The sequence below is a fragment of the Cellvibrionales bacterium genome, from assembly GCA_016713115.1.
Lineage (GTDB): Bacteria > Pseudomonadota > Gammaproteobacteria > Pseudomonadales > UBA7239 > UBA7239.
Map to the genome: position 1 here is coordinate 49,344 of JADJPU010000001.1, position 21,834 is coordinate 71,177.

General features: G+C 52.4%; 24 protein-coding genes. 5 read left to right on the forward strand and 19 right to left on the reverse strand.

The features are described 5' to 3' along the window. Window positions 1–62: 62 nt before the first annotated feature. The gene (locus tag IPK30_00230; GenBank protein MBK8101764.1) at window positions 63–1,526 is read right to left on the reverse strand and encodes a glyceraldehyde-3-phosphate dehydrogenase; all 1,464 of its coding nucleotides are present in this window, start codon (window positions 1,524–1,526) and stop codon (window positions 63–65) included. Window positions 1,527–1,641: 115 nt separating this feature from the next. Here IPK30_00230 and IPK30_00235 point away from each other — a divergent pair, with 115 nt between their 5' ends. Together IPK30_00235 and cysQ are read left to right on the forward strand one after the other, a co-directional pair. Further along, a complete protein-coding gene (locus IPK30_00235) occupies window positions 1,642–2,847 on the forward strand; it encodes an MFS transporter (GenBank protein ID MBK8101765.1) in 1,206 nt (401 codons plus the stop codon). A gap of 39 nt (window positions 2,848–2,886) precedes the next feature. Beyond that, window positions 2,887–3,717, forward strand: a complete 831-nt coding sequence (gene cysQ / locus IPK30_00240; GenBank protein ID MBK8101766.1) for a 3'(2'),5'-bisphosphate nucleotidase CysQ — start codon at window positions 2,887–2,889, stop codon at window positions 3,715–3,717. 13 nt (window positions 3,718–3,730) lie between these two features. On the opposite strand, the gene meaB is transcribed toward cysQ, so the two are convergent. The 17 genes from meaB to mobA form a co-directional block, all read right to left on the reverse strand. Beyond that, window positions 3,731–4,699, reverse strand: a complete 969-nt coding sequence (meaB, locus tag IPK30_00245; protein ID MBK8101767.1) for a methylmalonyl Co-A mutase-associated GTPase MeaB — start codon at window positions 4,697–4,699, stop codon at window positions 3,731–3,733. Window positions 4,700–4,714: 15 nt separating this feature from the next. Further along, window positions 4,715–5,272 (reverse strand): 1,6-anhydro-N-acetylmuramyl-L-alanine amidase AmpD, encoded by a 558-nt coding sequence (gene ampD / locus IPK30_00250; protein MBK8101768.1) that lies wholly within the window; start codon window positions 5,270–5,272, stop codon window positions 4,715–4,717. Then, window positions 5,273–7,063 (reverse strand): DUF1631 family protein, encoded by a 1,791-nt coding sequence (locus tag IPK30_00255; protein ID MBK8101769.1) that lies wholly within the window; start codon window positions 7,061–7,063, stop codon window positions 5,273–5,275. Between the two features lie 68 nt (window positions 7,064–7,131). Beyond that, window positions 7,132–7,866, reverse strand: coding sequence for a VacJ family lipoprotein (locus tag IPK30_00260; GenBank protein MBK8101770.1), 735 nt, complete (start codon window positions 7,864–7,866; stop codon window positions 7,132–7,134). A gap of 2 nt (window positions 7,867–7,868) precedes the next feature. Then, a complete protein-coding gene (locus IPK30_00265; GenBank protein MBK8101771.1) occupies window positions 7,869–8,174 on the reverse strand; it encodes an STAS domain-containing protein in 306 nt (101 codons plus the stop codon). An 11-nt stretch (window positions 8,175–8,185) separates the two neighbouring features. Continuing rightward, window positions 8,186–8,797 (reverse strand): ABC transporter substrate-binding protein, encoded by a 612-nt coding sequence (locus tag IPK30_00270; GenBank protein ID MBK8101772.1) that lies wholly within the window; start codon window positions 8,795–8,797, stop codon window positions 8,186–8,188. A 29-nt stretch (window positions 8,798–8,826) separates the two neighbouring features. Continuing rightward, a complete protein-coding gene (gene mlaD / locus IPK30_00275; GenBank protein MBK8101773.1) occupies window positions 8,827–9,327 on the reverse strand; it encodes an outer membrane lipid asymmetry maintenance protein MlaD in 501 nt (166 codons plus the stop codon). Window positions 9,328–9,359: 32 nt separating this feature from the next. Continuing rightward, window positions 9,360–10,163, reverse strand: a complete 804-nt coding sequence (gene mlaE, locus IPK30_00280) for a lipid asymmetry maintenance ABC transporter permease subunit MlaE (protein ID MBK8101774.1) — start codon at window positions 10,161–10,163, stop codon at window positions 9,360–9,362. Continuing rightward, window positions 10,153–10,971 carry an ABC transporter ATP-binding protein gene (locus IPK30_00285; GenBank protein MBK8101775.1) on the reverse strand — a complete coding sequence of 273 codons (819 nt, stop codon included), beginning with the start codon at window positions 10,969–10,971 and terminating at the stop codon, window positions 10,153–10,155. The genes mlaE and IPK30_00285 overlap by 11 nt, the downstream gene beginning before the upstream one ends. Before the next feature lie 50 nt (window positions 10,972–11,021). Continuing rightward, window positions 11,022–11,858 (reverse strand): SDR family NAD(P)-dependent oxidoreductase, encoded by an 837-nt coding sequence (locus IPK30_00290; protein MBK8101776.1) that lies wholly within the window; start codon window positions 11,856–11,858, stop codon window positions 11,022–11,024. Next, the gene (locus tag IPK30_00295) at window positions 11,859–12,785 is read right to left on the reverse strand and encodes a bifunctional molybdenum cofactor biosynthesis protein MoaC/MoaB (GenBank protein MBK8101777.1); all 927 of its coding nucleotides are present in this window, start codon (window positions 12,783–12,785) and stop codon (window positions 11,859–11,861) included. Beyond that, a complete protein-coding gene (locus tag IPK30_00300) occupies window positions 12,782–13,246 on the reverse strand; it encodes a molybdenum cofactor biosynthesis protein MoaE (protein MBK8101778.1) in 465 nt (154 codons plus the stop codon). The genes IPK30_00295 and IPK30_00300 overlap by 4 nt, the downstream gene beginning before the upstream one ends. Window positions 13,247–13,271: 25 nt before the next feature. Beyond that, complete coding sequence (locus IPK30_00305; protein MBK8101779.1) at window positions 13,272–13,535, reverse strand: MoaD/ThiS family protein; 264 nt, start codon at window positions 13,533–13,535, stop codon at window positions 13,272–13,274. A 2-nt stretch (window positions 13,536–13,537) separates the two neighbouring features. Beyond that, complete coding sequence (gene moaA, locus IPK30_00310) at window positions 13,538–14,512, reverse strand: GTP 3',8-cyclase MoaA (protein MBK8101780.1); 975 nt, start codon at window positions 14,510–14,512, stop codon at window positions 13,538–13,540. Between the two features lie 62 nt (window positions 14,513–14,574). Then, window positions 14,575–15,783 (reverse strand): molybdopterin molybdotransferase MoeA, encoded by a 1,209-nt coding sequence (locus IPK30_00315; GenBank protein MBK8101781.1) that lies wholly within the window; start codon window positions 15,781–15,783, stop codon window positions 14,575–14,577. A gap of 128 nt (window positions 15,784–15,911) precedes the next feature. Next, entirely contained in the window at window positions 15,912–18,131 is a 2,220-nt protein-coding gene (locus tag IPK30_00320; protein MBK8101782.1) for a hypothetical protein, read from the reverse strand. A gap of 43 nt (window positions 18,132–18,174) precedes the next feature. Next, window positions 18,175–18,825 carry a molybdenum cofactor guanylyltransferase gene (gene mobA / locus IPK30_00325; protein ID MBK8101783.1) on the reverse strand — a complete coding sequence of 217 codons (651 nt, stop codon included), beginning with the start codon at window positions 18,823–18,825 and terminating at the stop codon, window positions 18,175–18,177. 36 nt (window positions 18,826–18,861) lie between these two features. Here mobA and IPK30_00330 point away from each other — a divergent pair, with 36 nt between their 5' ends. The 3 genes from IPK30_00330 (at window position 18,862) to IPK30_00340 (ending at window position 21,255) form a co-directional block, all read left to right on the forward strand. Beyond that, complete coding sequence (locus IPK30_00330; protein ID MBK8101784.1) at window positions 18,862–19,710, forward strand: carboxylating nicotinate-nucleotide diphosphorylase; 849 nt, start codon at window positions 18,862–18,864, stop codon at window positions 19,708–19,710. 70 nt (window positions 19,711–19,780) lie between these two features. Then, window positions 19,781–20,599 carry a transporter substrate-binding domain-containing protein gene (locus IPK30_00335; GenBank protein MBK8101785.1) on the forward strand — a complete coding sequence of 273 codons (819 nt, stop codon included), beginning with the start codon at window positions 19,781–19,783 and terminating at the stop codon, window positions 20,597–20,599. Then, window positions 20,599–21,255: a DUF4136 domain-containing protein gene (locus IPK30_00340; GenBank protein ID MBK8101786.1), complete on the forward strand. Its 657-nt coding sequence runs from the start codon at window positions 20,599–20,601 to the stop codon at window positions 21,253–21,255. The genes IPK30_00335 and IPK30_00340 overlap by 1 nt, the downstream gene beginning before the upstream one ends. Before the next feature lie 77 nt (window positions 21,256–21,332). Here IPK30_00340 and IPK30_00345 read toward each other — a convergent pair whose 3' ends face one another. After that, window positions 21,333–21,800, reverse strand: coding sequence for a hypothetical protein (locus IPK30_00345; GenBank protein MBK8101787.1), 468 nt, complete (start codon window positions 21,798–21,800; stop codon window positions 21,333–21,335). Between the last annotated feature and the right edge of the window lie 34 nt (window positions 21,801–21,834).

A 21,834-nucleotide genomic window follows, 5' to 3' on the forward strand; every position in this document is an offset into this window, starting at 1 on the left:
CAAACACTCAGAGACAAAAAAGCCCGCAGCAGCGGGCTTTCTCTCCACACAAAGTGATGGCATCACTCTTTGGGATAAACGCGATAGTTAATGCCTGCCAAGCGCTCCAATACGCGATGCACCTGACAGGAGTAGCCAAACTCGTTGTCGTACCACAAATACATCACCGCATGATTGCCTTTCACAATGGTCGCTTTCGCATCAAAAATACAGGCGTGACGCGAGCCAACAAAATCACTAGACACCACTTCCGTGCTGTTAGTGAAATCAATTTGCTTGCGCAGTGGTGAATGCAGCGCCATGTGACGCATGTATTCGTTCAACTCTTCCAGCGTAGTTTCTTGGTTCAATTCCAAGTTCAGAATTGCCATCGACACGTTAGGAATCGGCACGCGAATCGCATTGCCGGTCAGCTTGCCTGCCAATTCTGGCAATGCTTTCGCCACGGCCTTTGCCGCGCCGGTTGAGGTGATAACCATGTTCAACGGCGCACTGCGACCACGACGCTCGGCCTTGTGGTAGTTGTCGATCAAGTTCTGGTCATTGGTGTACGCATGCACAGTTTCAATATGGCCAGACTTCACGCCAAATTTATCGTTGATCGCTTTCAGCGCAGGCACTACCGCATTGGTGGTGCAAGAAGCGGCAGATAGAATTTTATCTTCTGGCAGAATTTGCTCATGGTTCACACCAAACACGATATTTTTGATGTCGCCTTTCGCTGGAGCGGTGAGCAACACTTGGCTCACGCCTTTGGCTTTCAAGTGTTTAGACAAGCCCGCTTCGTCAGTCAATTTGCCGGTGTTTTCAACAATAATCGCGTTGTTGATGCCGTACTGGGTGTAATCAATGTCTTCTGGATTATCGGCATAAATCACTTTGATTTCGTTGCCGTTGGCAATGAAGCTATTGGTCTCTTCATCCACACGAATGGTGCCGCGGAAAGGACCGTGCACAGAATCGCGGCGCAGCAGTGAGGCGCGTTTTTCTAAATCGCCATCACCTTTGCTTTTGCGCACTACGATGGCGCGTAAACGCAACACATCACCGCCGCCAGTTTTTTCAATCAACAAACGCGCCATCAAGCGGCCGATACGACCGAAACCGTACAACACCACATCGCGCGGTTCTGGAATCGGTTTTACATCGGTGCCGATAGCATCCGCCAATTCGCGTTTTACAAAATCTTCCACCGACAAACCGCCGCTGTCTTTCATAAAGTTGACGGCGATACGACCCACATCCACATGCGCACGACCGAGGTTCAGCGCAGACAGTGCTTTTACAACAGGGAAAGTATTGAATTCAGACAATTCGTTTTGTTCGACCTGACGCACAAAACGGTGCGCTTTCATGATGTCGATCACGGAACGGCTGTAGAGTTGCTGCCCGTAAATATAGGTGTTGACATTGTGTTCACGGTGCAATTTACCGATCAACGGAATCATGTCTTCCGCCAACGCCTCGCGCTGCTTCCAATCTGAGAAATAATCTGCGGGTTTGGGGCGTTTTTGTTCTTCGGCCATGGTGCTGCACCTGTGGTCTGGTTTGAAAGAGGCGTTATTATGGTGATTCACTTATAGTGCTGCAACTTGTCGCACCCTTTTGTTGCAGCGGTGCCCTTTTTTGTTCGGATCCCTCATGCTCAATCGTTCCTTCAAACTTTTCTGGTTTGCTCGCGTGGCATCCATGGCCGCCACACAAATGCTGATGGTAGGTGTGGGCTGGCAAATTTATGACCTAACCAACAGTGCCTTTGATTTGGGCATGATTGGCTTGGTGAGCTTTATTCCCCAAGTGCTGCTAGTGCTGGTAGTGGGACAAGTGGCCGACCGCTTTGACCGCCGCAATGTGGCGCGCCTGTGCATGGCGATTGAAGCGGTGGTGGTGGGCATACTCGCCTTGGGCAGCATACAGGGCTGGCTGACCCGCGAGCTGATCTACGCGCTGATTCTCTGCTATGCCTCAGCACACGCGTTTGAGTCACCGACTCTGATGTCCCTGCTGCCTCAATTGGTCGATGGCAAAACCCTGCCACGCGCAGTCAGCCTCTCCGCTGCCGCCATGCAAACCGCCATTATCCTCGGCCCCGCCATTGGTGGCTGGCTGTATGTGGCTGGCGCTAAGGCGGTGTATATCGCCGCAGCACTGGCTTACGCCGCTGCCAGTCTCAGCATCACACTGATCCAGTACCGCCCCGCCGCGCCCGCCGCACTGCGCGAACGCCCCACGCTGGAGTCGCTGTTTGGCGGCGTGCATTTCATCCGCAAACACCCGATTGTACTTGGCGCCATTTCACTCGACCTGTTCGCCGTTTTATTGGGCGGCGCCACGGCTCTGCTGCCTATTTTTGCGCGCGACATTTTGCACACCGGTCCATTCGGTTTAGGCTTGCTACGCACCGCCCCAGCTGTGGGTGCATTGTTGATGTCATTTTGGCTGGCACGCCACCCCATCACACGACGCACTGGCAGCAAATTATTCGCCTGCGTTGCCGGCTTTGGCGCGGCGACGATTGCCTTTGGTTTATCAACTCACTTCTGGCTGACAATGCTCGCATTGTTGGTACTCGGCGCCACAGACATGGTGAGCGTGGTGATTCGCTCCACATTGATTCAACTAGAAACACCTGATGATATGCGCGGCCGCGTCAACGCCGTGAACTCACTATTTATAGGCACTTCCAACCAACTCGGCGAATTTGAATCCGGCGTCGTAGCCTCCCTGCTCGGCACAGTACCCGCTGTAGTCGTCGGCGGCTTTGGCACCTTAATCGTTGCCGCACTGTGGATGAAATGGTTTCCCGAATTAGCGAAACGCGACGCACTGCATCACATCAAAGCTTAAAACCAATAATCACTCTCTCATTTCAACAGGAAACACACGATGTCTGATCTTTTGTTGTTAGAAAAATTACTGCCTGATGTTCTGCAACTCGCCCGTGCCGCTGGCGATGCCATCATGGCAATTTACGACACAGCAGATTTTGGCGTGGATATGAAAGCCGACAATTCGCCGCTCACCAAAGCGGATCTCGCGGCACACGCTATCTTAGAACCCGGGTTACAAAAATTGATTGCTGGCGTTCCTGTGTTGTCGGAAGAAGGCAAATTGCCCGCGTGGGCAGAGCGCCAACAATGGCAGCGCTATTGGATTATTGATCCGCTCGACGGCACGAAAGAATTTATCAAACGCAACGGCGAATTCACCGTCAACATCGCTTTGATTGATAACGGCGAGCCGATACTGGGCGTGGTACATGTGCCAGCACTCAACATCAGCTACAGCGGCGTTAAAGGTGCGGGCGCATTCAAATACGAAAAAAACGAGAAAAAAACCATACGCACACGCGCTATCAATAATCGCCACAACGAACCTGTTGCGGTGGTTGCCAGTCGCTCACACGGCGCCGATGCCGTTGACGCGCTACTCACCAAAATCAGCGAAAAACTCGGCGAAGTTGCACTGAAAAACATGGGCAGCTCATTGAAGCTCTGTTTAGTTGCCGAAGGTGCTGCTGATATTTATCCGCGCCTTGCGCTCACTTCGGAGTGGGACACCGCCGCCGCACAAGCCGTGGTTGAAGCAGCTGGCGGTCAAGTACTCACCGATCAATTAGCTGTGATGCGCTACAACACCAAAGACGATATTTTGAACCCGTTTTTTTATGTGATTGGTGATGCGGCGTTTGAATGGCAATCGCTGCTAAAAAATTGAACTCAATCTATCGTTATAGAAAACTTATCAACTCCCGCGCCGCGCTATAAGGGGTAACACGCCCAGCTACGATGTCACTCTGCAACGACGGTAAACGCGTAGCCAGTGCGGGATTTTTTTGTAAGCGTGCATCGATCATTTCGTGCAGCAGTTTTTTCATCCATTCGACATTTTGCTTTGCGCGTTTTTCTAGGAATGCGCTGGCATCCTGACTGGCTGTGTAGTATTCCTGCACCATCTGCCAGACAGCATCCACACCTTGATGTTGCAGTGCCGAGCAACACACTACGCGCGGCTGCCAATAATCGGGATGTTTTAATAATTTGAGCGCATTGCGGTAGTGGCTGCGTGTTTGTTCGGCAAACACCAAGGCATCACCGTCCGCCTTATTCACCACAAGACCATCCGCCAATTCCATAATGCCGCGCTTGATGCCCTGCAATTCATCGCCGGCGTTCGGCAGCATCAACACCAAGAAAAAATCCACCATGCTGGCCACTTCGTATTCAGACTGGCCGACACCTACCGTCTCCACAATGATGACATCGTAGCCCGCCGCCTCGCACAGCAACATGGTTTCGCGAGTTTTGTGTGCCACGCCACCGAGAGAACCTTCCGAAGGTGATGGTCGAATAAAGGCTTCATCGCGGCGCGACAATTCTTCCATGCGCGTTTTGTCACCCAAAATACTACCGCCAGCAACAGGGGAGCTGGGATCCACCGCCAACACCGCCACTTTTTTTCCCTGTGCAATTAAATACAAACCAAAGGCTTCAATAAAAGTGGATTTACCCACACCAGGCACGCCAGTAATGCCGATACGAATGCTGTTGCCCGTATGCGGCAACGCCGTTTCCAACAACTGCTGTGCCTGCTCGCGATGATCGTCGCGCTTACTTTCAACCAAGGTAATAGCTTTTGCCAATGCACGGCGATTGCCAGCGCGCAAAGCATCTATATCTACAGAAGAATTCATTGCCATATCACACAAATCAATTTATTTAGAAACCAAACTATTGCTGAAGCGCTGCCAATCAAAAGCTGCACCAGGATCCGTTTTTCGCGCCGGCGCAATATCGCTGTGTCCCACAATTCTATCCACGGTAATCGCTGGGAAATACTGCATCACCTCGCGCGCAATTTTTTGCAAGGCAGTGTACTGCTCGTCGGTATACGGAATAGTGTCCGTACCCTCTAATTCAATACCCACGGAAAAATCATTGCAGTTCTCTCGCCCCAACCATTGAGAAACACCGGCATGCCAAGCGCGTTGATCCAGTGAAACAAACTGCGTCACATCGCCGTTGCGTCCAATAAAAAAATGGGCAGATACGCGCAGTTCACGCAGCTGCTCAAAATACGGATGCGCATTGCAGTCTAAAGTATTACAAAAAAGTTGATCCACATAACCGCCGCCAAATTGGTTCGGCGGCAGGCTGATATTGTGAATCACTAATAAATCCACACAGGCATTCACTGGACGCGGATTGCAGTTTGTCGAGGGCAAATGACGCACACCTCGTAACCAACCCTCGTTAAACAACACTGCCTCCATTTACGACGCAAGTAATTGTAAATATGCCGGCACAGGCAACACTTCTAAGTTGCCTTCGTAAAACGCAGCCTGCAGAACCGCTGTGCTATGACACTCCAAAGAAGCATCGTGCGCATCGCGCAGCGCCGTGCACCAGCGGTCTGAAAATTCCACCGCCAGCACTCGCCCATCTTCGCCGCGCAACCATGTACCCACCTCAAAAGGATCACCCTGTGCAGGCTTCGACGCTGCCGCTGGCCAACGAATAAATTTTTCTGTCAAAGAAGAAGCTTCGTCCTTCGCCATTGCCAAATGCACTGCTTGTAAGCGATCAAGCAACGCACTGTAGGTTTGGCGATCACAACCTAACTGATCAAAACCTTTGCGCAATTCCTGCAACAAGACAGGAATGTGCTGCATGGCGCGAATACGCGCTTGTCTGTCTTGCGCGGGCTGCACAGATGCCAATAAATCATCAACAACGGCGAGCGCACTCAACCAATTATCAGAAGCTGTTCCTTCGCGCCAATGTATAGACAGCAACAAGCTCAACCAGTAGTCATGCAAAATTTCGATGACCACTGGCGGCCAAAATTCTGAATTGGCACGCGTGGCAATCAGTGCCTCCACTTCTGAGCGCACCTCCAATACCTGCAAGGACAAGCGCGTGCTGGCAACAGCGGTTGTCATATCTTGCTGCACGCGATAACGCAATTGCTGCAAATAATCTTGTAACTGCAACCATTCCTGTAATAACGATGTCGCACCTTGCGCTAATTGTTTTGCCAAAGTCGTAGATAACTCCCGACAAAACTCCGGCACCACACCATCAATTCCTATACTGTCCTGCCAGCCCGGTGCCCAATGACTCCACTCCAACAAAACTTTTCTGGCAGGATGCGCAAAATCAACAAACGATTCTTCACACGCCGCTTGCAGTAACGGCCCCGCTAGCAGACACAATACTTCTTTACCTAACGGCGGTGTTTGGCCGTTTGCATCAGCAATGCGTTCAGACAACCACGAGAACAGTGTTGTTGAACGCTGGCTCGCCAAGAGTGTTTGCACAGTTGCAACATCATTATCTAGCGCTGCGACGGCAATTTGTTGCGCCAACGCCGATACCCGTTCAACAGAGCGCGGCGGCGCAATGAGGGCCAGCGCCGTTGCCGAAGGTTGGCGCATTTTTTCCAGCACCTCCCACCATTCAGGCATTGCCACAGGCTCAAGTGCCGTGTCAGATACCCCGCGGCGCTGTAATGCGCTAAACACGGCATCCTGTAAGGTCATTGAAAAACGCGGTAGATCTTCGATAAATTTGGAGGCCAGCTTACAACGCACACGCAACGGTAGATGAATTTCCGGCAGCAGCAGAAAAAACAATCGCGTTAAAATATGCGGAGCAAAGGGACAATCAAAAACCGAATTAACAATACCCGTCTGTTGTCGCCATGCTGCTACCAAATTGCCGATACGCACCGCTTGATCTTGATACAACGCACGCACGGCTCTGTCTGCATCGGTGAGATAAATCAGCGTACGCGCACGCGGCGCTGCACTACTGCCACCTATTACCCATACTTCTGTCGGGTTTTGGCAACGCAGCCACAATTGGTTTAAATAGTTATCGACAAACGATCGCCGAGCACGACGCAGTTCGCAGCAGAAGACCGTTTGTTCGCCATCCTGCAGCAGCTCTTCTTCGCAGGCGTCAAAAACAGCACGCAATTGATCGTGCAGATACACACTAGCCAGTGAGAACCAATGCTGTTGCGGTGTGTTGCTTGTTCTTTCAGCGATAGAGACAGCCATAGTCGCGTTCCTTCACTTATGCATCCACTGGGGTACTGCGTTCAGCATAAGCGAAGTACGCGCCGTGGTCATTGCATCAGATCATCAATATTTTCGTCAGCAGGATCCGCACTTTCTACCGTATCACCCGTGGTTTTTGCGCGTATTTGCAGCCAGCCATCGCGGGTATACGCGTAAGGATCCAAGGCCGCACCTTGAATAGTATCTTCCACCCCTAGGAGCGACTCCCGCGTACTCACGGCGTCCATTGCTGCCGAGGCAAAAATTCGATCATCGTGCGGATTGTCGTAAATCACTCCGTTGCGGAACGCTAAATCTGCCAAGGTACCGATACCATCACGAATGGTTGAAGGTCCAAACAATGGCACCACCAAATAGCTACTATCTTTCCAACCCCAACGAGCCAATGTCTGCCCAAAGTCTGTGCCGGGAAAGCGGCGCTGCTGCTCGCCGGTCAAATCAAAAAAGCCAAAAATACCCGCTGTTGAGTTCAATACCACACGAGAAAAGGAGTAAAAACTAGGCAGCGGCTTTGCTTGCAGCGCGTAATTAACCGTGCTGGACATATCATCCAAGTTATTGAAAAAGTTTCTCACGCCTGTACGCACAGGCTGCGGCGTCACAGAACGGTAGCCTTCTGCAACTGGCTTCATCACATAGGCATCTGCCTTGTCATTGAATTTATAAATTGCACGGTTCATGGGCTCCAGCGGATCACGGTTATTACTTCCCGCGCCCGCGCAGCCGGTCATTGCCGAGAAAAAAGCCGCGAATAAAAAATACTTACCGTAAGTTTTTATCATTGCTATGCCACTTCCATCATATCTTCTAATAAAGTTTCAATACCGTAAACGCGAGCAAGGCCCAATATACCTTCCTGCAACCCGCTGACCCATAAACGCTGCTGTTGTTTTTGTTGCTGCCGTTGCAAGTTCAATAATGCCGCTAGTAGTAGCGAATCTGCAAATGTCAGCGCACTCACATCCACATACACATCACAGCCCTTGTTGGCGTTTGGTAAAGCCAATAACTCACGCAACAACAACGAGCTACTTTGCATACCGATATCACCCTGTATGCGATAGTGATTAGCAGACACCGCTTCTAACACAACAATACCTATTACGACTGCTGCGCTGGCTGCGCATTTTTGTTGCGCAACGACTGAATCAAACCAGCGATACCGCCTTTATTCACTTCATCAGCAAATTGATTGCGATACACCGTCACCAAACTTGCACCTTCAACTACAACATTAAACACCTGCCAGCCTTTCTCGGTGTTATACAACACATAATCAATTTTCACGGGTTGCTGGCCTGCGCCCATGGTGACTGTGGATTTTACAGTCGCCTGTTTGCCTTCATTTTCCAGCAGCGCATCTGGACTGACATCCACTTTAACTGTGCGATAACGCAGCATGGTGGTGTAGTAAGTACGCGTCAGCAGAACGCGAAACTCGTCACTCAAAGCTGTTTTTTGCTCAGGCGTTGCTGTGCGCCAGTATTTGCCCACAGCCAGCGCTGTCATGCGCGCAAAGTCAAAACGCGGATGCACCAACTTCTCAACTTCCGTTCGCACCGCATCGGTATTGCTGCCATTTTCTTTTAGCAATTCAGTGCGAACTGCTTCCGAGGTGGCGCTCACGATGGAAACCGGTGTTTCTTGTGCATACACATGAGCACTCAAAACCAACAAAGCCGCTGAAAAAAACTGCAACCATTTCACTTGCATTGTTATTTACTCCACAAATCTCAATTCGCTTACGGTGCTGTTGGTGCAGGCGCTGGTGCAGGCGTTGTTGTCGCCGGCTTTTCTGCCATGGATGTCATGAACTTGCCGATCAACTGCTCCAACACCAAGGCCGAAGACACCAAAGTAAACTTCTCACCCGGTTTGAGCACATCTTCATCGCCGCCCTGCGTTACACCGATGTACTGCTCACCCAATAAACCGGAAGTTAAAATCTCGACACTCGCATCGCGGCTAAATTCGTAGTTGGCATCCAACGCCAAGGTGACATGTGCACGGTAAGTTGTTTTATCCAAACCGATACTTACCACACGCCCCACCACCACGCCGGAAGATTTCACCGGCGCTTTTACTTTCAAACCACCGATATTGTCAAAATCTGCATAGAGTGTGTAAGTTTTCTCACCACTACTGCCTGTAAGATTGGCAACTTTCAACGACAAAAAAGCCACCGACAATAAGCCGATAGCCACAAACACACCCACCCATAAATCTATTGTTGCTCGTTTCATTATTTCGTCATTACCTTTTTGTATTTCTTATCTCAAAACATAAATGCTGTGAGTACAAAATCCATCGCCAAAATCACCAGTGCCGATGTCACTACTGTGCGCGTCGTGGCAGCAGATACTCCCGCCGCCGTTGCCTCAGCGTCATAACCCTCAAACACAGCTATCAAGGTTACAGCAACACCAAAAAATAGGCTTTTGATCAGACCATTGATCACATCGTCATGCAAATCTACTGCATTTTGCATCTGCGCCCAGTATGAGCCTTCATCAAGGCCGATCATCACCACGCCGACATAGTAGCCGCCAATGATACCCATAACATTGAACAACGCCGTCAATATAGGCAGTGAAAACAAGCCCGCCCAAAACCGTGGTGCAACTACGCGCGCCAGCGGGTTCACTCCCATTACCGCCATCGCGTCCAACTGCTCGGTGGCTTTCATCAAACCAATTTCCGCCGTCATGGCCGAACCGGAACGACTGGCAAACAACAGCGCCGCTAACACCGGCCCCAACTCACGCAACAGCGACAGCGCTACCAGCGTACCCAGCGCATCCGCCGAACCAAATCGCACCAGCGTGTTGTAACCCTGTAAGCCCAATACCATACCGACAAACAAGCCCGACACCACGATGATGATGAGCGAGAGCACGCCGGCAAAAAAGATTTCGCGGATCAGTAATTGAGGACGCAGAAACAACTGTCCCGACTGCATCACCACCGCCGCTAGAAAACGGCTGGCGAACCCGAGTTTCCAGAGTGTATTGATGAACCACGCCCCTAGCTCACGCAGCGTGTTCACAACACCACTGGGTAAGTTGCGCTCATCGGCCATGCTGCTGCTCCATTCCAAAATCTTGCGCAATGGTTGTCTTGGCAGGAAACGCAAACTGCACCGGACCGTCTGCCGCGCCGCGCACAAATTGCTTCACCCAAGGATCTGTCGAATTCAGCACTTCTTGCGGTGTGCCGGAGGCAACAATTTCACCGTGCGCCATAAAACAAACCTTGTCTGCCAAGGCGAGGGAATGGTGAATATCGTGCGTCACCATAATGGCTGTTGTGCCCAGTGCTGCATTCAGCTTTTTGATGAGATGCGCGATAACACCCAGAGAAATCGGATCCAAACCGGTGAACGGTTCGTCGTACAACATCAATGCGGGATCCAGTGCCACCGCACGCGCCAAGGCAACGCGACGCGCCATACCGCCAGACAGTTCGGAAGTTTTCATATCTTGTGTGCCGCGCAAGCCCACGGCAGAGAGCTTCATCATCACCAAATCGCGAATCACACTCTCCGGCAGATCGGTGTTTTCACGCAGAGGAAAAGCCACATTATCGAAGACAGATAAATCGGTAAACAGCGCGCCAAATTGAAACAACATGCCCATCTTGCGACGGAAACGGTACAGCGCCTTGGTATTCATTTGATCAACGCGTTCGCCACCCACCAACACTTCACCGTGTTGCGGTCGCTGTTGCCCCGACAATAAACGCAGCAATGTCGTTTTCCCACAACCGCTGCCGCCCATAATGGCTACCAACTTGCCTTTGGGGATGCTCAGATCAATATCTTTCAGGATCGGTCGATCCCCGTAAGCAAAGGCCACATTATTGAGCTGGATGTAGGGTTCTTCTGTCACTGGTGTGCCGTTAAATCAAAGCATTGCCGCATTGTATAGACAGGAGTGTGCTACGCCAAACGATCACTTTTTTTAGCCGCCGCCTTGGTCAAAGCTATGCGAAAGGGAATGTGTATCCACTGCGGAAACAGGCGTTTGCCGATTTCAAACAGCCACGCGTCGGGCCCGATCACCACACGCATGCGATTAGCTTTCACTGCCTTCAGCACTTTTTGAGCGAGATACTCCGGTGATCTACCAAACTTCGCCACCAGTGCCGCCATGCGCTTTGTGTCGTTGTCTGCGCCGGAACGCTCCATGGTGGCGTTCAAAATATTGGTACGAATCGCCCCTGGATGAATACTGGTCACGCCGATATTGCAGTGCGCCAACTCTGCATACAGCGTTTCACTGAAACCTTTCACCGCTGCCTTGGTGAGGGAATAAGAACTCTGATTGGGAAAGCCGAGAAAACCCGTCATGCTGGAGGTATTGATGATGTGGCCTTCGCCCTGCTTTTGTATGTAAGGCAAAAAATAATGGCAGCCGTACAACACACCCCACAGATTGATACCCAAAACAAAATCCAAATCTTGCAGTGTGTGATCAGCGAAACTTTTATTGACGGTGACGCCTGCATTGTTGAATAACAAATGAATCGCGCCGTGTTGTTGTTCCACTTCGGCAGGCAATGCCGCCATGCGTTCACGATCTGCAACGCTCGCCACATGCGTACTCACGCGCACATTTTTTCCTGCTAGCAAAGCCGCCGTTTCTTGCAAACCACCTTCGTTAATATCCACCAGTGCCATGTGGCAACCTTCCGCCGCAAACGCCTGTGCCAACGCACGGCCTATGCCGCTGCCCGCACCGGTAATCACCGCCACTTTTCCCTGTAAATTTTTCATTTATTGATACCCGCCTGTGTGTGGTTTGCCAACAAAAACATCCAACAAGTGCACCAAGCCTGGCAATAAAGCTGCCATGGATTCTTCTGCACCGCGACGACTACCAGGGAAAGTCACCACCAAACTTTGCTCGGCAAAACCGGCCACGCCGCGCGACAACATCGCATACGGTGTGCGTTTTTGTCCGAAGACACGCGCCGCTTCCATAATGCCTGGCACTTCCTGCGTGAGCAGTGGCGTGACCACTTCCACCGTTCTGTCTCGCGGCCCTAAACCTGTACCGCCCACGGTGATAATCAAGCTCACCTGCTGCGCAATGTTTTCTTTCAGCACTGCTTCCAATTCAGCAGATTCATCGGGCAATACGCAATAGCCAATTGGATCAAAGCCCGCTGTGGTCAGCACCTCGCAAATACTGCGCCCTGCTGTATCTTCTTTTCTGCCCTGCGCCACGGTGTCCGACAGCACGATCACCATCGCGGAACAACGCCGCTTTAATTTGCGTTTGAAATGCGATTTGCCGCCGGTTTTTTGCAACAGTTTGCAATCGGTCAGCAATAAATTTTCCTGTTCGGTGTGCGGCTTCAACATGTCGTAAATAGTGAGTGCGGCAACATTCGCCGCCAACAGCGCTTCCATTTCTACGCCGGTCGCAGCAATGGTTTCTACGCTGGCTTGAATATGCACAGCCGCTGCATCCAACACAAAAGTAATTTCTGAACTGTAAATCGGCAGTGGGTGACACAGCGGAATCATTTCATCGCAGCGTTTCGCCGCGAGTATGCCGGCCACGCGTGCCGTTTTCAGTGCATCACCTTTTTCTGTTTCACCACGGCGCAATAATTCAATACATTCTGGCGGTGCTTTTAAGGTGGCAGTCGCTATCGCTTGACGCAAACTCTCAGGTTTTAGCGTGATGTCTTTCATGCGCATTCCTTGTGATGATGGTGACGATGCTCTACTTCTTCATCATCGTGATTGTGTAAACAACAGCCTTCCACAAACTGGCTGCTGCCATCGGTATAAAACTCTTCTTTCCAAATTGGCGCGCCGTGTTTCACTGCATCCACCGCCCAACGGCAGGCGGCAAACGCTTCTGCGCGGTGCGGCGCTTGCACCACACACACGATCGCCAATTCGCCAATGGCCAATTCGCCCACGCGATGACGCACGGCAATATAGCTCACACCAAATTTTGCTTTCGCTTCCGCTTCTATGTCTGCCAATAAACGCTCGCACACCGGCAAATACGCGCTGTAAATTAAACGCTGCACCGATTTACCTTCGTGGTGATTGCGCACTGCACCGGCAAACAATGCCAAGCCGCCGCAATCGGGATACTCGCTCAAAGCCAGCAGCGCGTTGATGTCCAACGGCGCTTCACCCATGCGCTGAATGTGTTCACTCATGCCATCAACCTCCAGACACCGGCGGCAGTAAAACAATCGCGCCGCTCGCGGGCAATGTCGCTTGCCGACGCACAATGGCATCGCCCACCGCGCAAGCGCAGCGTTCAATCGCTTCATGCAATTTTGGATATTCGTTTTGCAGCACGCGTAAAGCATCGCCAACAGTGGCGTGTTCACTGTCAACTTGCACATCGATATAACGGCAACCCGCTTGGCGTTCTATGCCCGCCAATAATTCAAATGTCACCGTTTTTTGTTCGGCGTTCACACTCAACCTCCCATTGCATACATTCGGATAGGCCGTTCCACCGGCTCCGGCACGGCGGCGTAACCGGCTTGTTTATGCCACACCGCTTGCGCAATTTTTTCTTGCAACTGTTCATCGCTGGCACCTTGGCGCAGCGGCTCGCCCAAGGGCGTGCCGTTGGCGGCAAACAAGCAGGTGTACAGCTCGCCTTTGGCCGTGAGGCGCAGGCGATCACAACTGGCGCAAAACGGATGTGACACAGTGCTAATGATGCCCAGCGGGTAATGACCATCCACCAAATACGGGCTGGCGGGATCACTGCTGCGCGCCAGTTTTTCCACGCGGTGACGGCTGCGCAGTATTGCCAGCACAGCGTCTTCATCCATCACGGATTGCCGTTGCCAGCGCCCCGGCTCATCCAATGGCATGTATTCGATAAAACGCAGCGGCAGATTTTTTGCCATCGCCCATTCCAACAGCGGCAGCACTTGATCGTCGTTGTAACCGCGCACTAAAACGGTGTTGATTTTGACGCTGACACCGGTGGCGCGTGCGGCATCAATACCGGCCAACACGGGGTGGATATCGGCCTTGGTCAGGCGCGTAAAAACAGATTCATCCAGCGCATCCAAACTGATGTTGAAATCATCCACACCGGCATCCACCAGTGCTTGCGCGCGCTTCGCCAACAGCGTGCCATTGCTGGTCATCGAAATGCGCTCTAAGCCTTTGGCGCGCAGCCCGTTCAGTTGGGCAACCACATCTTCCAGATCCATGCGCAGCAGCGGCTCGCCGCCAGTGAGTCGGAATTGCGTGATGCCCTGCTCCACAAACAGTGCCGCCAAGCGCAGTAACTCAGCGTTACTCAACAACTCTTTGCGCGGCAACCATGTGGGTTCGTCGGGCATGCAATAGCGGCAACGGAAGTTGCAACGATCAGTCAGCGACAACCTCAGCTTACGCTTGGTGCGACCATGACGATCTACCAACAACTTCATCACTCATACTCCACGGATTACTGTCAGTTTATCGCAAGATCTATACTCGTAAGACCCAAGGCTCACCCAATGCACAAAAATGGCAGCACCGTGCCTTCTTCTACACGATTGGCGCTGATAGGAAACCACACCAGCGCATTGGCCTCGGCCAAATTGCTCAACTGATGAGATCCTTGATGCGGCAGCGGTGCCAGCCACACCACGCCACTTTCGTCTTGCTGTTGTTGCATGCGCTGCAACAGCGCCACAGATGGATTCGCCTTCATGGATTTCGCCAGCCGCCCGCGCTGCCAAATTGGTGCAACGCCGCCCTCAATACGAGCAAGAATGGCCGCTGCGTGCACATACAAGCCCACCCACACCGCGCCAGGGTTGCCAGGGAGCGCCAGTAACAGGCAAGCGGGCTTGCGTCCGAACCACACTGGCTTGCCCGGCCGCTGTGCCACTTTGTGAAAATCGCAGGTAAAACCCGCTTGCTCTGCCGCTGCGGGCAGGTAGTCGTAATCCCCCACTGATGCCCCGCCGGTGGTGATAACCCAATCGGCTGCGGCACTGGCTTGCGCTAACGCAGCTACCAGCTCCGCCAAATCGTCACCCACCCACAGCATTTCTGTGCAAACCAAGCCTTGTGCAGCCAACCAACTGGCGATCAAAGGGCCATTGGCATCGGGGATTGCACCCTCCGCCAGCGGTTCACCCGGTCGCGCGACTTCTTTACCGGTGATGATGACGGCGACTCTCGGTCGGCGATATGTTGTCACTCGCGCAACACCCGCCATGGCCAGTGCTGCCACGCGCCCTGGCGTGAGCCGCTGCCCAGCCGCCAATATCTGCGTGCCGCAACTGGCCTCTTCGCCGCGCAGGCGCACATCTTGCCCTTGTTTCAAAGGCTGATTGATCGACAACTGCGCGCCGTCGCGCTGGGCAATTTCCTGCCGCGCAATCGTGTCTGCGCCTTCCGGCAGTCGCCCGCCGGTAAAAATGCGCACGGCTTCGCCCGCCTGCAAAGGGCGCGAAAACACATCCCCCGCTGCCACTTCGCCCACCACGGTCAACGCACTGCCGAGATCTGCATGGCGCAGGGCATAGCCGTCCATCGCGCTCTGTGTGAACGGCGGCAAATCGCAGGCGGCATACGCCGGTTCCGCCAACACTTCACCGTTCGCTTGCAGCAGTGACTTCGTCACCGGCTCCAGCACCGGCAGTATTGCGTAATGTGCCAGCGCCTTTTCCAGTGAGATCAGCGCTTGCCCGCTGCTACAGTCGTGCATGGTGTTCTCCAATGTTGCGTTGCTTTGCCCGTGAACGCAGCAAAAAACATACCAAAAACAAAAATGCCCGCATCTTTCGATACGGGCATTGTCTCGTTTTGTAGCGGGTTACGCCAAAACCCACGCCCTCACGGCGTTGGTGTGGCATAAGTGCTGTATTTGGTGCTCCAAGTTTGGCTGCCACTTTTGGTTTCAAACAGCGTCACGCGGGCGAAGTAAATTTTGCCGTCGATGGTGATGGCGACGCCCAGTTGGGATTGCGCGGAATCCAACGCATCGTTTAGCACGAGGTTTTTCAAGGTGAGGCTGAGAGCGCCTTTTTTGCTGGCAAAGCTGAAGGCAGACAGGATGTTGTCTGGCGCGGCATCGGCGGCGATTTTCTTCATGCTGTAGATATTGGTGATACCGGAAACCGTGCGCGTGGTAGCCAGCAGGCTGGTCAGTGTCTTGCTCAACAACACATCACCGTTCTCGTCATACAGCGTGATTGCCACCTCCGGCTGCTTGCAGTGTTTGTTGGCTGGCGGGCATGGGGTGTCAAAATCGTACGCACTCAACAATGCAGGGTCGGCGAGATTCAACTTCAACACCAAGCTGTCTTTGGTGGTGCCGCTGTCTTTGACGGTGGCAGAAGTCACCACCACGGCTTCTGATTTATAGGCTGTCGTGGGCAGGAACTTGCCTTTGGCATCCAGCTCCACCTGTAAGACGCGCTGCTCACTACCCAAGTTCACCGTGTTTGCCACTGTTGCAGGCAAAGTAGCGCCAATTTCCGTGCCACTCATCGACACCGTGAGGGTTTGTGTGGAAGGCATCAAGGACACTTTGATTGCCGGAACCACGCCTTTGGCTGTGCTGTACGCAAAGCCCTTGCCTTTGCTCAGCAAAGAGCCGGCTGGTAAATGAATATTGCTGCTTGCCAGCGTTATATCCAGCGCATCAGTGGCAGGGTCAAACACCTGCCCGCTGCGGCGGTCTGCGTTGTACAGGTATTGCGCACTCCAACGGTCGTCATTGCTGCCAGCACCCACCTTGGTGGCGAGTTTTTTGAGCCATAGATTGGTTGTAGTAATGAGCTGGCCACTGTCATAACGCACCAGCGCAACATCATAATTGTTGCCGTTGTAGCTATGCCCCGCCACCACCAACTTGCCGTCCGCCTGCTGGATCACCGATCGACCATAATCATCGCCCGCACCAATCGCCGTAGTGACTTTGCCATCGCCATCAAACGAAGTATCCAAAGAACCGTCCTCGTTGTAGCGCACCAGCGCAACATCATCATTACTGCCGTTCCAGCTATACCCCGCCACCACCAGCTTGCCATCTGCCTGCTGGATTACCGATTGTGCATAATCATTGGCCGCACCAATCGCCGTGGTGACTATGCCATCCCCATCAAAGCTGGCATCCAAGGAGCCGTCGGCGTTGTAGCGCACCAGCGCAAAATCATTACTGCTGCCGTTGTAGCTAGTCCCCGCCACCACCAGCTTGCCATCCGCCTGCTGAATGACTGAGTATCCTTCATCGTAGCCCGTACCAATCGCCGTGGTGACTTTGCCATCCCCGTCAAAGCCGGTATCCAAGGAGCCATCCGTGTTGTAGCGCACCAGCGCAACATCATCATTGCTGCCGTTCCAGCTATACCCCGCCACCACCAGCTTGCCATCTGCCTGCTGGATTACCGATTGTGCATAATCATTGGCCGCACCAATCGCCGTGGTGACTATGCCATCCCCATCAAAGCTGGCATCCAAGGAGCCGTCGGCGTTGTAGCGCACCAGCGCAAAATCATAACTGCTGCCGTTGTAGCTAGTCCCCGCCACCACCAGCTTGCCATCCGACTGCTGAATGACCGAATAGCCATAATCGTCGCCCGCACCAATCGCCGTGGTGACTTTGCCATCCCCGTCAAAGCCGGTATCCAAGGAGCCATCCGTGTTGTAGCGCACCAGCGCAAAATCATAACTGCTGCCGTTGTAGCTAATCACCGTCACCACCAGCTTGCCATCCGCCTGCTGGATCACTGAATAGCCTACATCATCGCTCCCACCAATCGCTGTAGTGACTTTGCCATCCCCATCAAAGCCGGTATCCAAGGGACCGTCGGCGTTGTAGCGCACCAGCGCAACATCAGCATTGCTACCGTTCCAGCTACTCCCCGCCACCACCAGCTTGCCATCTGCCTGCTGGATCACCGAATAGCCAAAATCGCCGCCCGTACCAATCGCTGTGGTGACTTTACCACCGCCACCAAAGCTGAGATCCAAATCCCCAGGGGCGGCGTGGAGTGATGAAGTGCCGAGTAAGGCGGATATGAAGACAAGGGCGTGGCGAAGGGTTTTCATGGGCGGCTTCCTAGGTTAAATAATAAAAAATTTATTCTGTTTTTCAGTTTACTACAGGTTGCGCAATCAGACGCGCCAAATCTTCCGGCGTGTTGACACTCCAGCACTGTGCATCTGCATCATCGTCAAATAGGCAGCGCTCTGCACCAACTGAAATCAACCAACGCACCACCGAGCGTTCGCCCGCCAAAAAATCCTGCTCCAGTTTGTTCACCAACGAGCGCTGTAAAAAACACACCAAGGGCTGCGGCTGCTCACCAACCACCGCAAAAACAGCGGGCGCATTCGTTTGCTCACAGCACGCTCGCAATTTCTCAAGCAAATTCTCTGGCAATACTTGCGCGTCACAGGGCAGCACTAACAACCAATCCGTTACTGTGTGCTGCAATCCGGTCAAAATCCCCGCCAGTGGCCCGTGAAATCCTGCATTTGTATCGGGCAAAACTTGCGCGTGCCACGGCGCAGCAATTGTTTGATAGTCATCAAAATGACGATTGGCCGAAATCAACACCGCGCTCACTTTCGGTGCAAAACACAGCAGCAAGCGCTCCACAAAAGTTTTGCCATCGACAGTGAGCAAGCCTTTGTCTTGCCCGCCCAGTCGCTCACCACGGCCGCCGGCTAATATCAGCAGCGATAAGTTTTCCTGATTGTTCAACAAGTTATCACCCAAACCGCCATGCATAACACCCATCAATCTGCAACAATACCGGCCTCACCAATCCAGCCAATGCCAGCCATGCACAGAATTCAACACCTGCAATCTGACATCATCGCGCAAGTGCGCGCCGCGCTCGCGGAAGACATCGGCACCGGCGATATTACCGCGCAACTCATCCCTGCACAGCAGAGCGGCCAAGCGCGCATCATCACCCGCGAACCGATGATTATGTGCGGGCGGCCTTGGGTTGATGAAGTGATGCACCAAGTTGATGCAAACATTCGCGTGGAATGGCGCGTGCATGATGGCGATACCGTAGAGGGCGACAGCACGCTGTTTACGCTGCACGGTGCGGCGCGCAGTTTGCTGACGGCCGAGCGCACCGCGCTGAATTTTCTGCAGCTGCTGGCCGGCACCGCCACCACCTGCCATCACTACGCACAACTGGTTACTGGAACCTCTGTGCGCCTGCTCGACACCCGCAAAACCATCCCCGGTTTGAGAACGGCACAGAAATATGCCGTGACCGTGGGCGGCTGCCACAACCATCGCATCGGTCTGTATGACGCTTTTCTCATCAAAGAAAACCACATCGCTGCCTGCAAAGGCATCACAGCTGCCGTGCAACAAGCGCGCCGCATTGCGCCGGGCAAACCCGTCGAAGTGGAAGTGGAAAACTTTGATGAATTGGATGAAGCGCTGCGCACCGGTTGTGAAATCATCATGCTGGATGATTTTTCCTTAGATGACATGACACAGGCGGTTAAGCGCACTGCGCAGCGCGCCCTGCTGGAAGCCTCCGGCAATATCAACGAGAGCAATTTGCGCGCCACGGCAGAAACCGGTGTTGATTTCATTTCGATTGGCGGATTGACCAAACACTGCCGCGCGATTGATCTGTCGATGCGCTTTTTTTAACAACAGACCCGTTATTATTGCGCGCTGAATGCACAACGCTAACTGAAAACACTTCAAGGAGAACCATCGTATGCGTCAGTTCATCAAACTATTTCTACTGCTCGCCAGCTTCGCATTAGCAGGCTCTGCGTTCGCCAACCAAGTGCTGCGCATTGGCGTTTCACCAAACTATCAACCACTGGCTTATAAACAAGACGGACAACTCACCGGCATCGACATCGCCGCTGGTGAAACCATTGCACAACAAATCGGCCGCCAAGCAGAATTTGTTGAGATGCCATTTAATCAGCTCATTCCTGCACTGCAAGCCGGAAAAATTGACATCATCATGTCCGGCATGACCATCACACCAGAGCGCAACCAGTTGGTGAGTTTCAGCAACCCATATCTCAGCGCCGGACAAATGGCGATTATTCGCTACGCCGATGCCAGCCGCTTTGGTTACAAAGGCACACTGTTTCGCCCCGATGCGCGCGTTGCCGTCGTAGCTGGTAGCACAGGAGAAAAATTCACCAATGACAGTTTGCGCAATGCGGCTATCTCGCGCTGTGACTCGATCAGTGAAGCCTTGGCAAAATTAAAAAATGGCAGCGTTGATTATGTTATTCACGATGCCGCAACCAGTTGGTCACTTGCTACCGATACCACACGCCAAGATTTCATGAGCCTCAACAATGAATTGACGGATGAACGCTTAGGTTGGGCCGTGAACAAAAACAACAGCGCTCTCTTGCAGACCGTCAATCAACAGCTCGCCATCATGCAAAGAGACGGCATATTGCGCGCCATCATTAACAAATGGATTCCTGTAACTGTTAAGGTAGAAACAGCAACACCTACAACCACGGAAAACACTTCTAACACTTCCACCAATCGCGGTAACCGCTAATGACATCCTCTGCACAACACACCATCACCGCCACTTTTCAAAAAATGATCATGCGCTTTGCGCTGATTTTGTGCGCATGCTTTGCCATCTCCGCGTGCTCCAGTTCCAGCCGTACCGATGTAGAAACACACAGCACGGACACCAGTGCCGATTTTGAAGAATTAAAAACCTATCGCTGGGATTTTTCCGGCATGGATAAAACTGTCCCTACCGGCGGCCACACACAAGAGTTCAACCGCGTGGTGTGTGAGTATGTCGACATGCTGATGAACGATCGCGGCTTTACGCGTGTAGCCAAAGGCGATGCGGATATCACTCTGGATTATCGCGTGGTGGTAACACAGGAAGAAACCGAAGAAAACGACGCACCAGCGTTTGATAATTCCGAAGCCAATGACTACGGTTTGCGCTGGACATTCGACAAAGATAAATCACCCACTTTCCAAGGCTTGCAAGCACCAAAAACTCACGCTGTGCTATACAACCGTGGCGAATTGCACTTGGCAGCCTTCAACACGCAAGGTCAAACTGTCTGGCACAGCTCTGCTGCACGCATCCTAAAAGGCAGCTCTAACGAAGCCGAACGCCGCGCTGCACTGCGCATTGCAGTTGAAAAAATTATGCGCACCTTTCCTGTCGCGCCGGCTATTGAATAAATCTATTACCGCCTTTTTCTGAGCATAAAAAAACCGGCAATGCCGGTTTTTTTATTTCTATCAACACATAACTTATTTTAGAAAGCAGGGAGTGTTTTGCAGCTAACAGAAGCTATTACCACACTCTCAGTAGACAGGATGGATTCATTACTAATCTCATCGTAAATATACGCCTCTTCATATGAACCGGCCGCCCCCCCAGTGAAAGTTTTCTTGTCCACATTATATCGAGCAACATATATTGTCGCTGACAGTTCGCCATCATTTTTCATTGGCGCGCTACCTCCAGCAGACAAATTCAGGCCAAAATCAACTTCTCCATTTGTGTGAACAACGATAGTCCCCGAACCCATACCCACCAAACCATACTCCGGTACGTACAATACGGGATCGAGCTTTGTTGTATATGTCCCTTTAGCCACTGATGGCTTTTTAAACTTCACTAACATCACTCCGTTATTAATACTCAAGCACACATCCGCAGCATTAGCAGAAAGCGGCAGCGCACACGCCAATAACAAACCAGCAATTTTCATTTTTTTCATCGCAATATTCCCTTTATTAAGTTTGATTTTCTTC

What these genes read in the sequence shown, in the direction of transcription:
- IPK30_00295 (MBK8101777.1), bottom strand. Translation starts at nt 12,785, where the DNA reads ATGAAAGACATCACGCTAAAACCTGAGAGTTTGCGTCAAGCGATAGCG.
- IPK30_00330 (MBK8101784.1), top strand. Translation starts at nt 18,862, where the DNA reads ATGCCAGCCATGCACAGAATTCAACACCTGCAATCTGACATCATCGCG.
- IPK30_00320 (MBK8101782.1), bottom strand. Translation starts at nt 18,131, where the DNA reads ATGAAAACCCTTCGCCACGCCCTTGTCTTCATATCCGCCTTACTCGGC.
- IPK30_00255 (MBK8101769.1), bottom strand. Translation starts at nt 7,063, where the DNA reads ATGGCTGTCTCTATCGCTGAAAGAACAAGCAACACACCGCAACAGCAT.
- mobA (MBK8101783.1), bottom strand. Translation starts at nt 18,825, where the DNA reads ATGGGTGTTATGCATGGCGGTTTGGGTGATAACTTGTTGAACAATCAG.
- IPK30_00335 (MBK8101785.1), top strand. Translation starts at nt 19,781, where the DNA reads ATGCGTCAGTTCATCAAACTATTTCTACTGCTCGCCAGCTTCGCATTA.
- IPK30_00235 (MBK8101765.1), top strand. Translation starts at nt 1,642, where the DNA reads ATGCTCAATCGTTCCTTCAAACTTTTCTGGTTTGCTCGCGTGGCATCC.
- IPK30_00290 (MBK8101776.1), bottom strand. Translation starts at nt 11,858, where the DNA reads ATGAAAAATTTACAGGGAAAAGTGGCGGTGATTACCGGTGCGGGCAGC.
- IPK30_00340 (MBK8101786.1), top strand. Translation starts at nt 20,599, where the DNA reads ATGACATCCTCTGCACAACACACCATCACCGCCACTTTTCAAAAAATG.
- IPK30_00345 (MBK8101787.1), bottom strand. Translation starts at nt 21,800, where the DNA reads ATGAAAAAAATGAAAATTGCTGGTTTGTTATTGGCGTGTGCGCTGCCG.
- moaA (MBK8101780.1), bottom strand. Translation starts at nt 14,512, where the DNA reads ATGAAGTTGTTGGTAGATCGTCATGGTCGCACCAAGCGTAAGCTGAGG.
- cysQ (MBK8101766.1), top strand. Translation starts at nt 2,887, where the DNA reads ATGTCTGATCTTTTGTTGTTAGAAAAATTACTGCCTGATGTTCTGCAA.
- IPK30_00260 (MBK8101770.1), bottom strand. Translation starts at nt 7,866, where the DNA reads ATGATAAAAACTTACGGTAAGTATTTTTTATTCGCGGCTTTTTTCTCG.
- IPK30_00315 (MBK8101781.1), bottom strand. Translation starts at nt 15,783, where the DNA reads ATGCACGACTGTAGCAGCGGGCAAGCGCTGATCTCACTGGAAAAGGCG.
- IPK30_00300 (MBK8101778.1), bottom strand. Translation starts at nt 13,246, where the DNA reads ATGGGTGAAGCGCCGTTGGACATCAACGCGCTGCTGGCTTTGAGCGAG.
- meaB (MBK8101767.1), bottom strand. Translation starts at nt 4,699, where the DNA reads ATGGCAATGAATTCTTCTGTAGATATAGATGCTTTGCGCGCTGGCAAT.
- IPK30_00230 (MBK8101764.1), bottom strand. Translation starts at nt 1,526, where the DNA reads ATGGCCGAAGAACAAAAACGCCCCAAACCCGCAGATTATTTCTCAGAT.
- ampD (MBK8101768.1), bottom strand. Translation starts at nt 5,272, where the DNA reads ATGGAGGCAGTGTTGTTTAACGAGGGTTGGTTACGAGGTGTGCGTCAT.
- mlaD (MBK8101773.1), bottom strand. Translation starts at nt 9,327, where the DNA reads ATGAAACGAGCAACAATAGATTTATGGGTGGGTGTGTTTGTGGCTATC.
- mlaE (MBK8101774.1), bottom strand. Translation starts at nt 10,163, where the DNA reads ATGGCCGATGAGCGCAACTTACCCAGTGGTGTTGTGAACACGCTGCGT.
- IPK30_00270 (MBK8101772.1), bottom strand. Translation starts at nt 8,797, where the DNA reads ATGCAAGTGAAATGGTTGCAGTTTTTTTCAGCGGCTTTGTTGGTTTTG.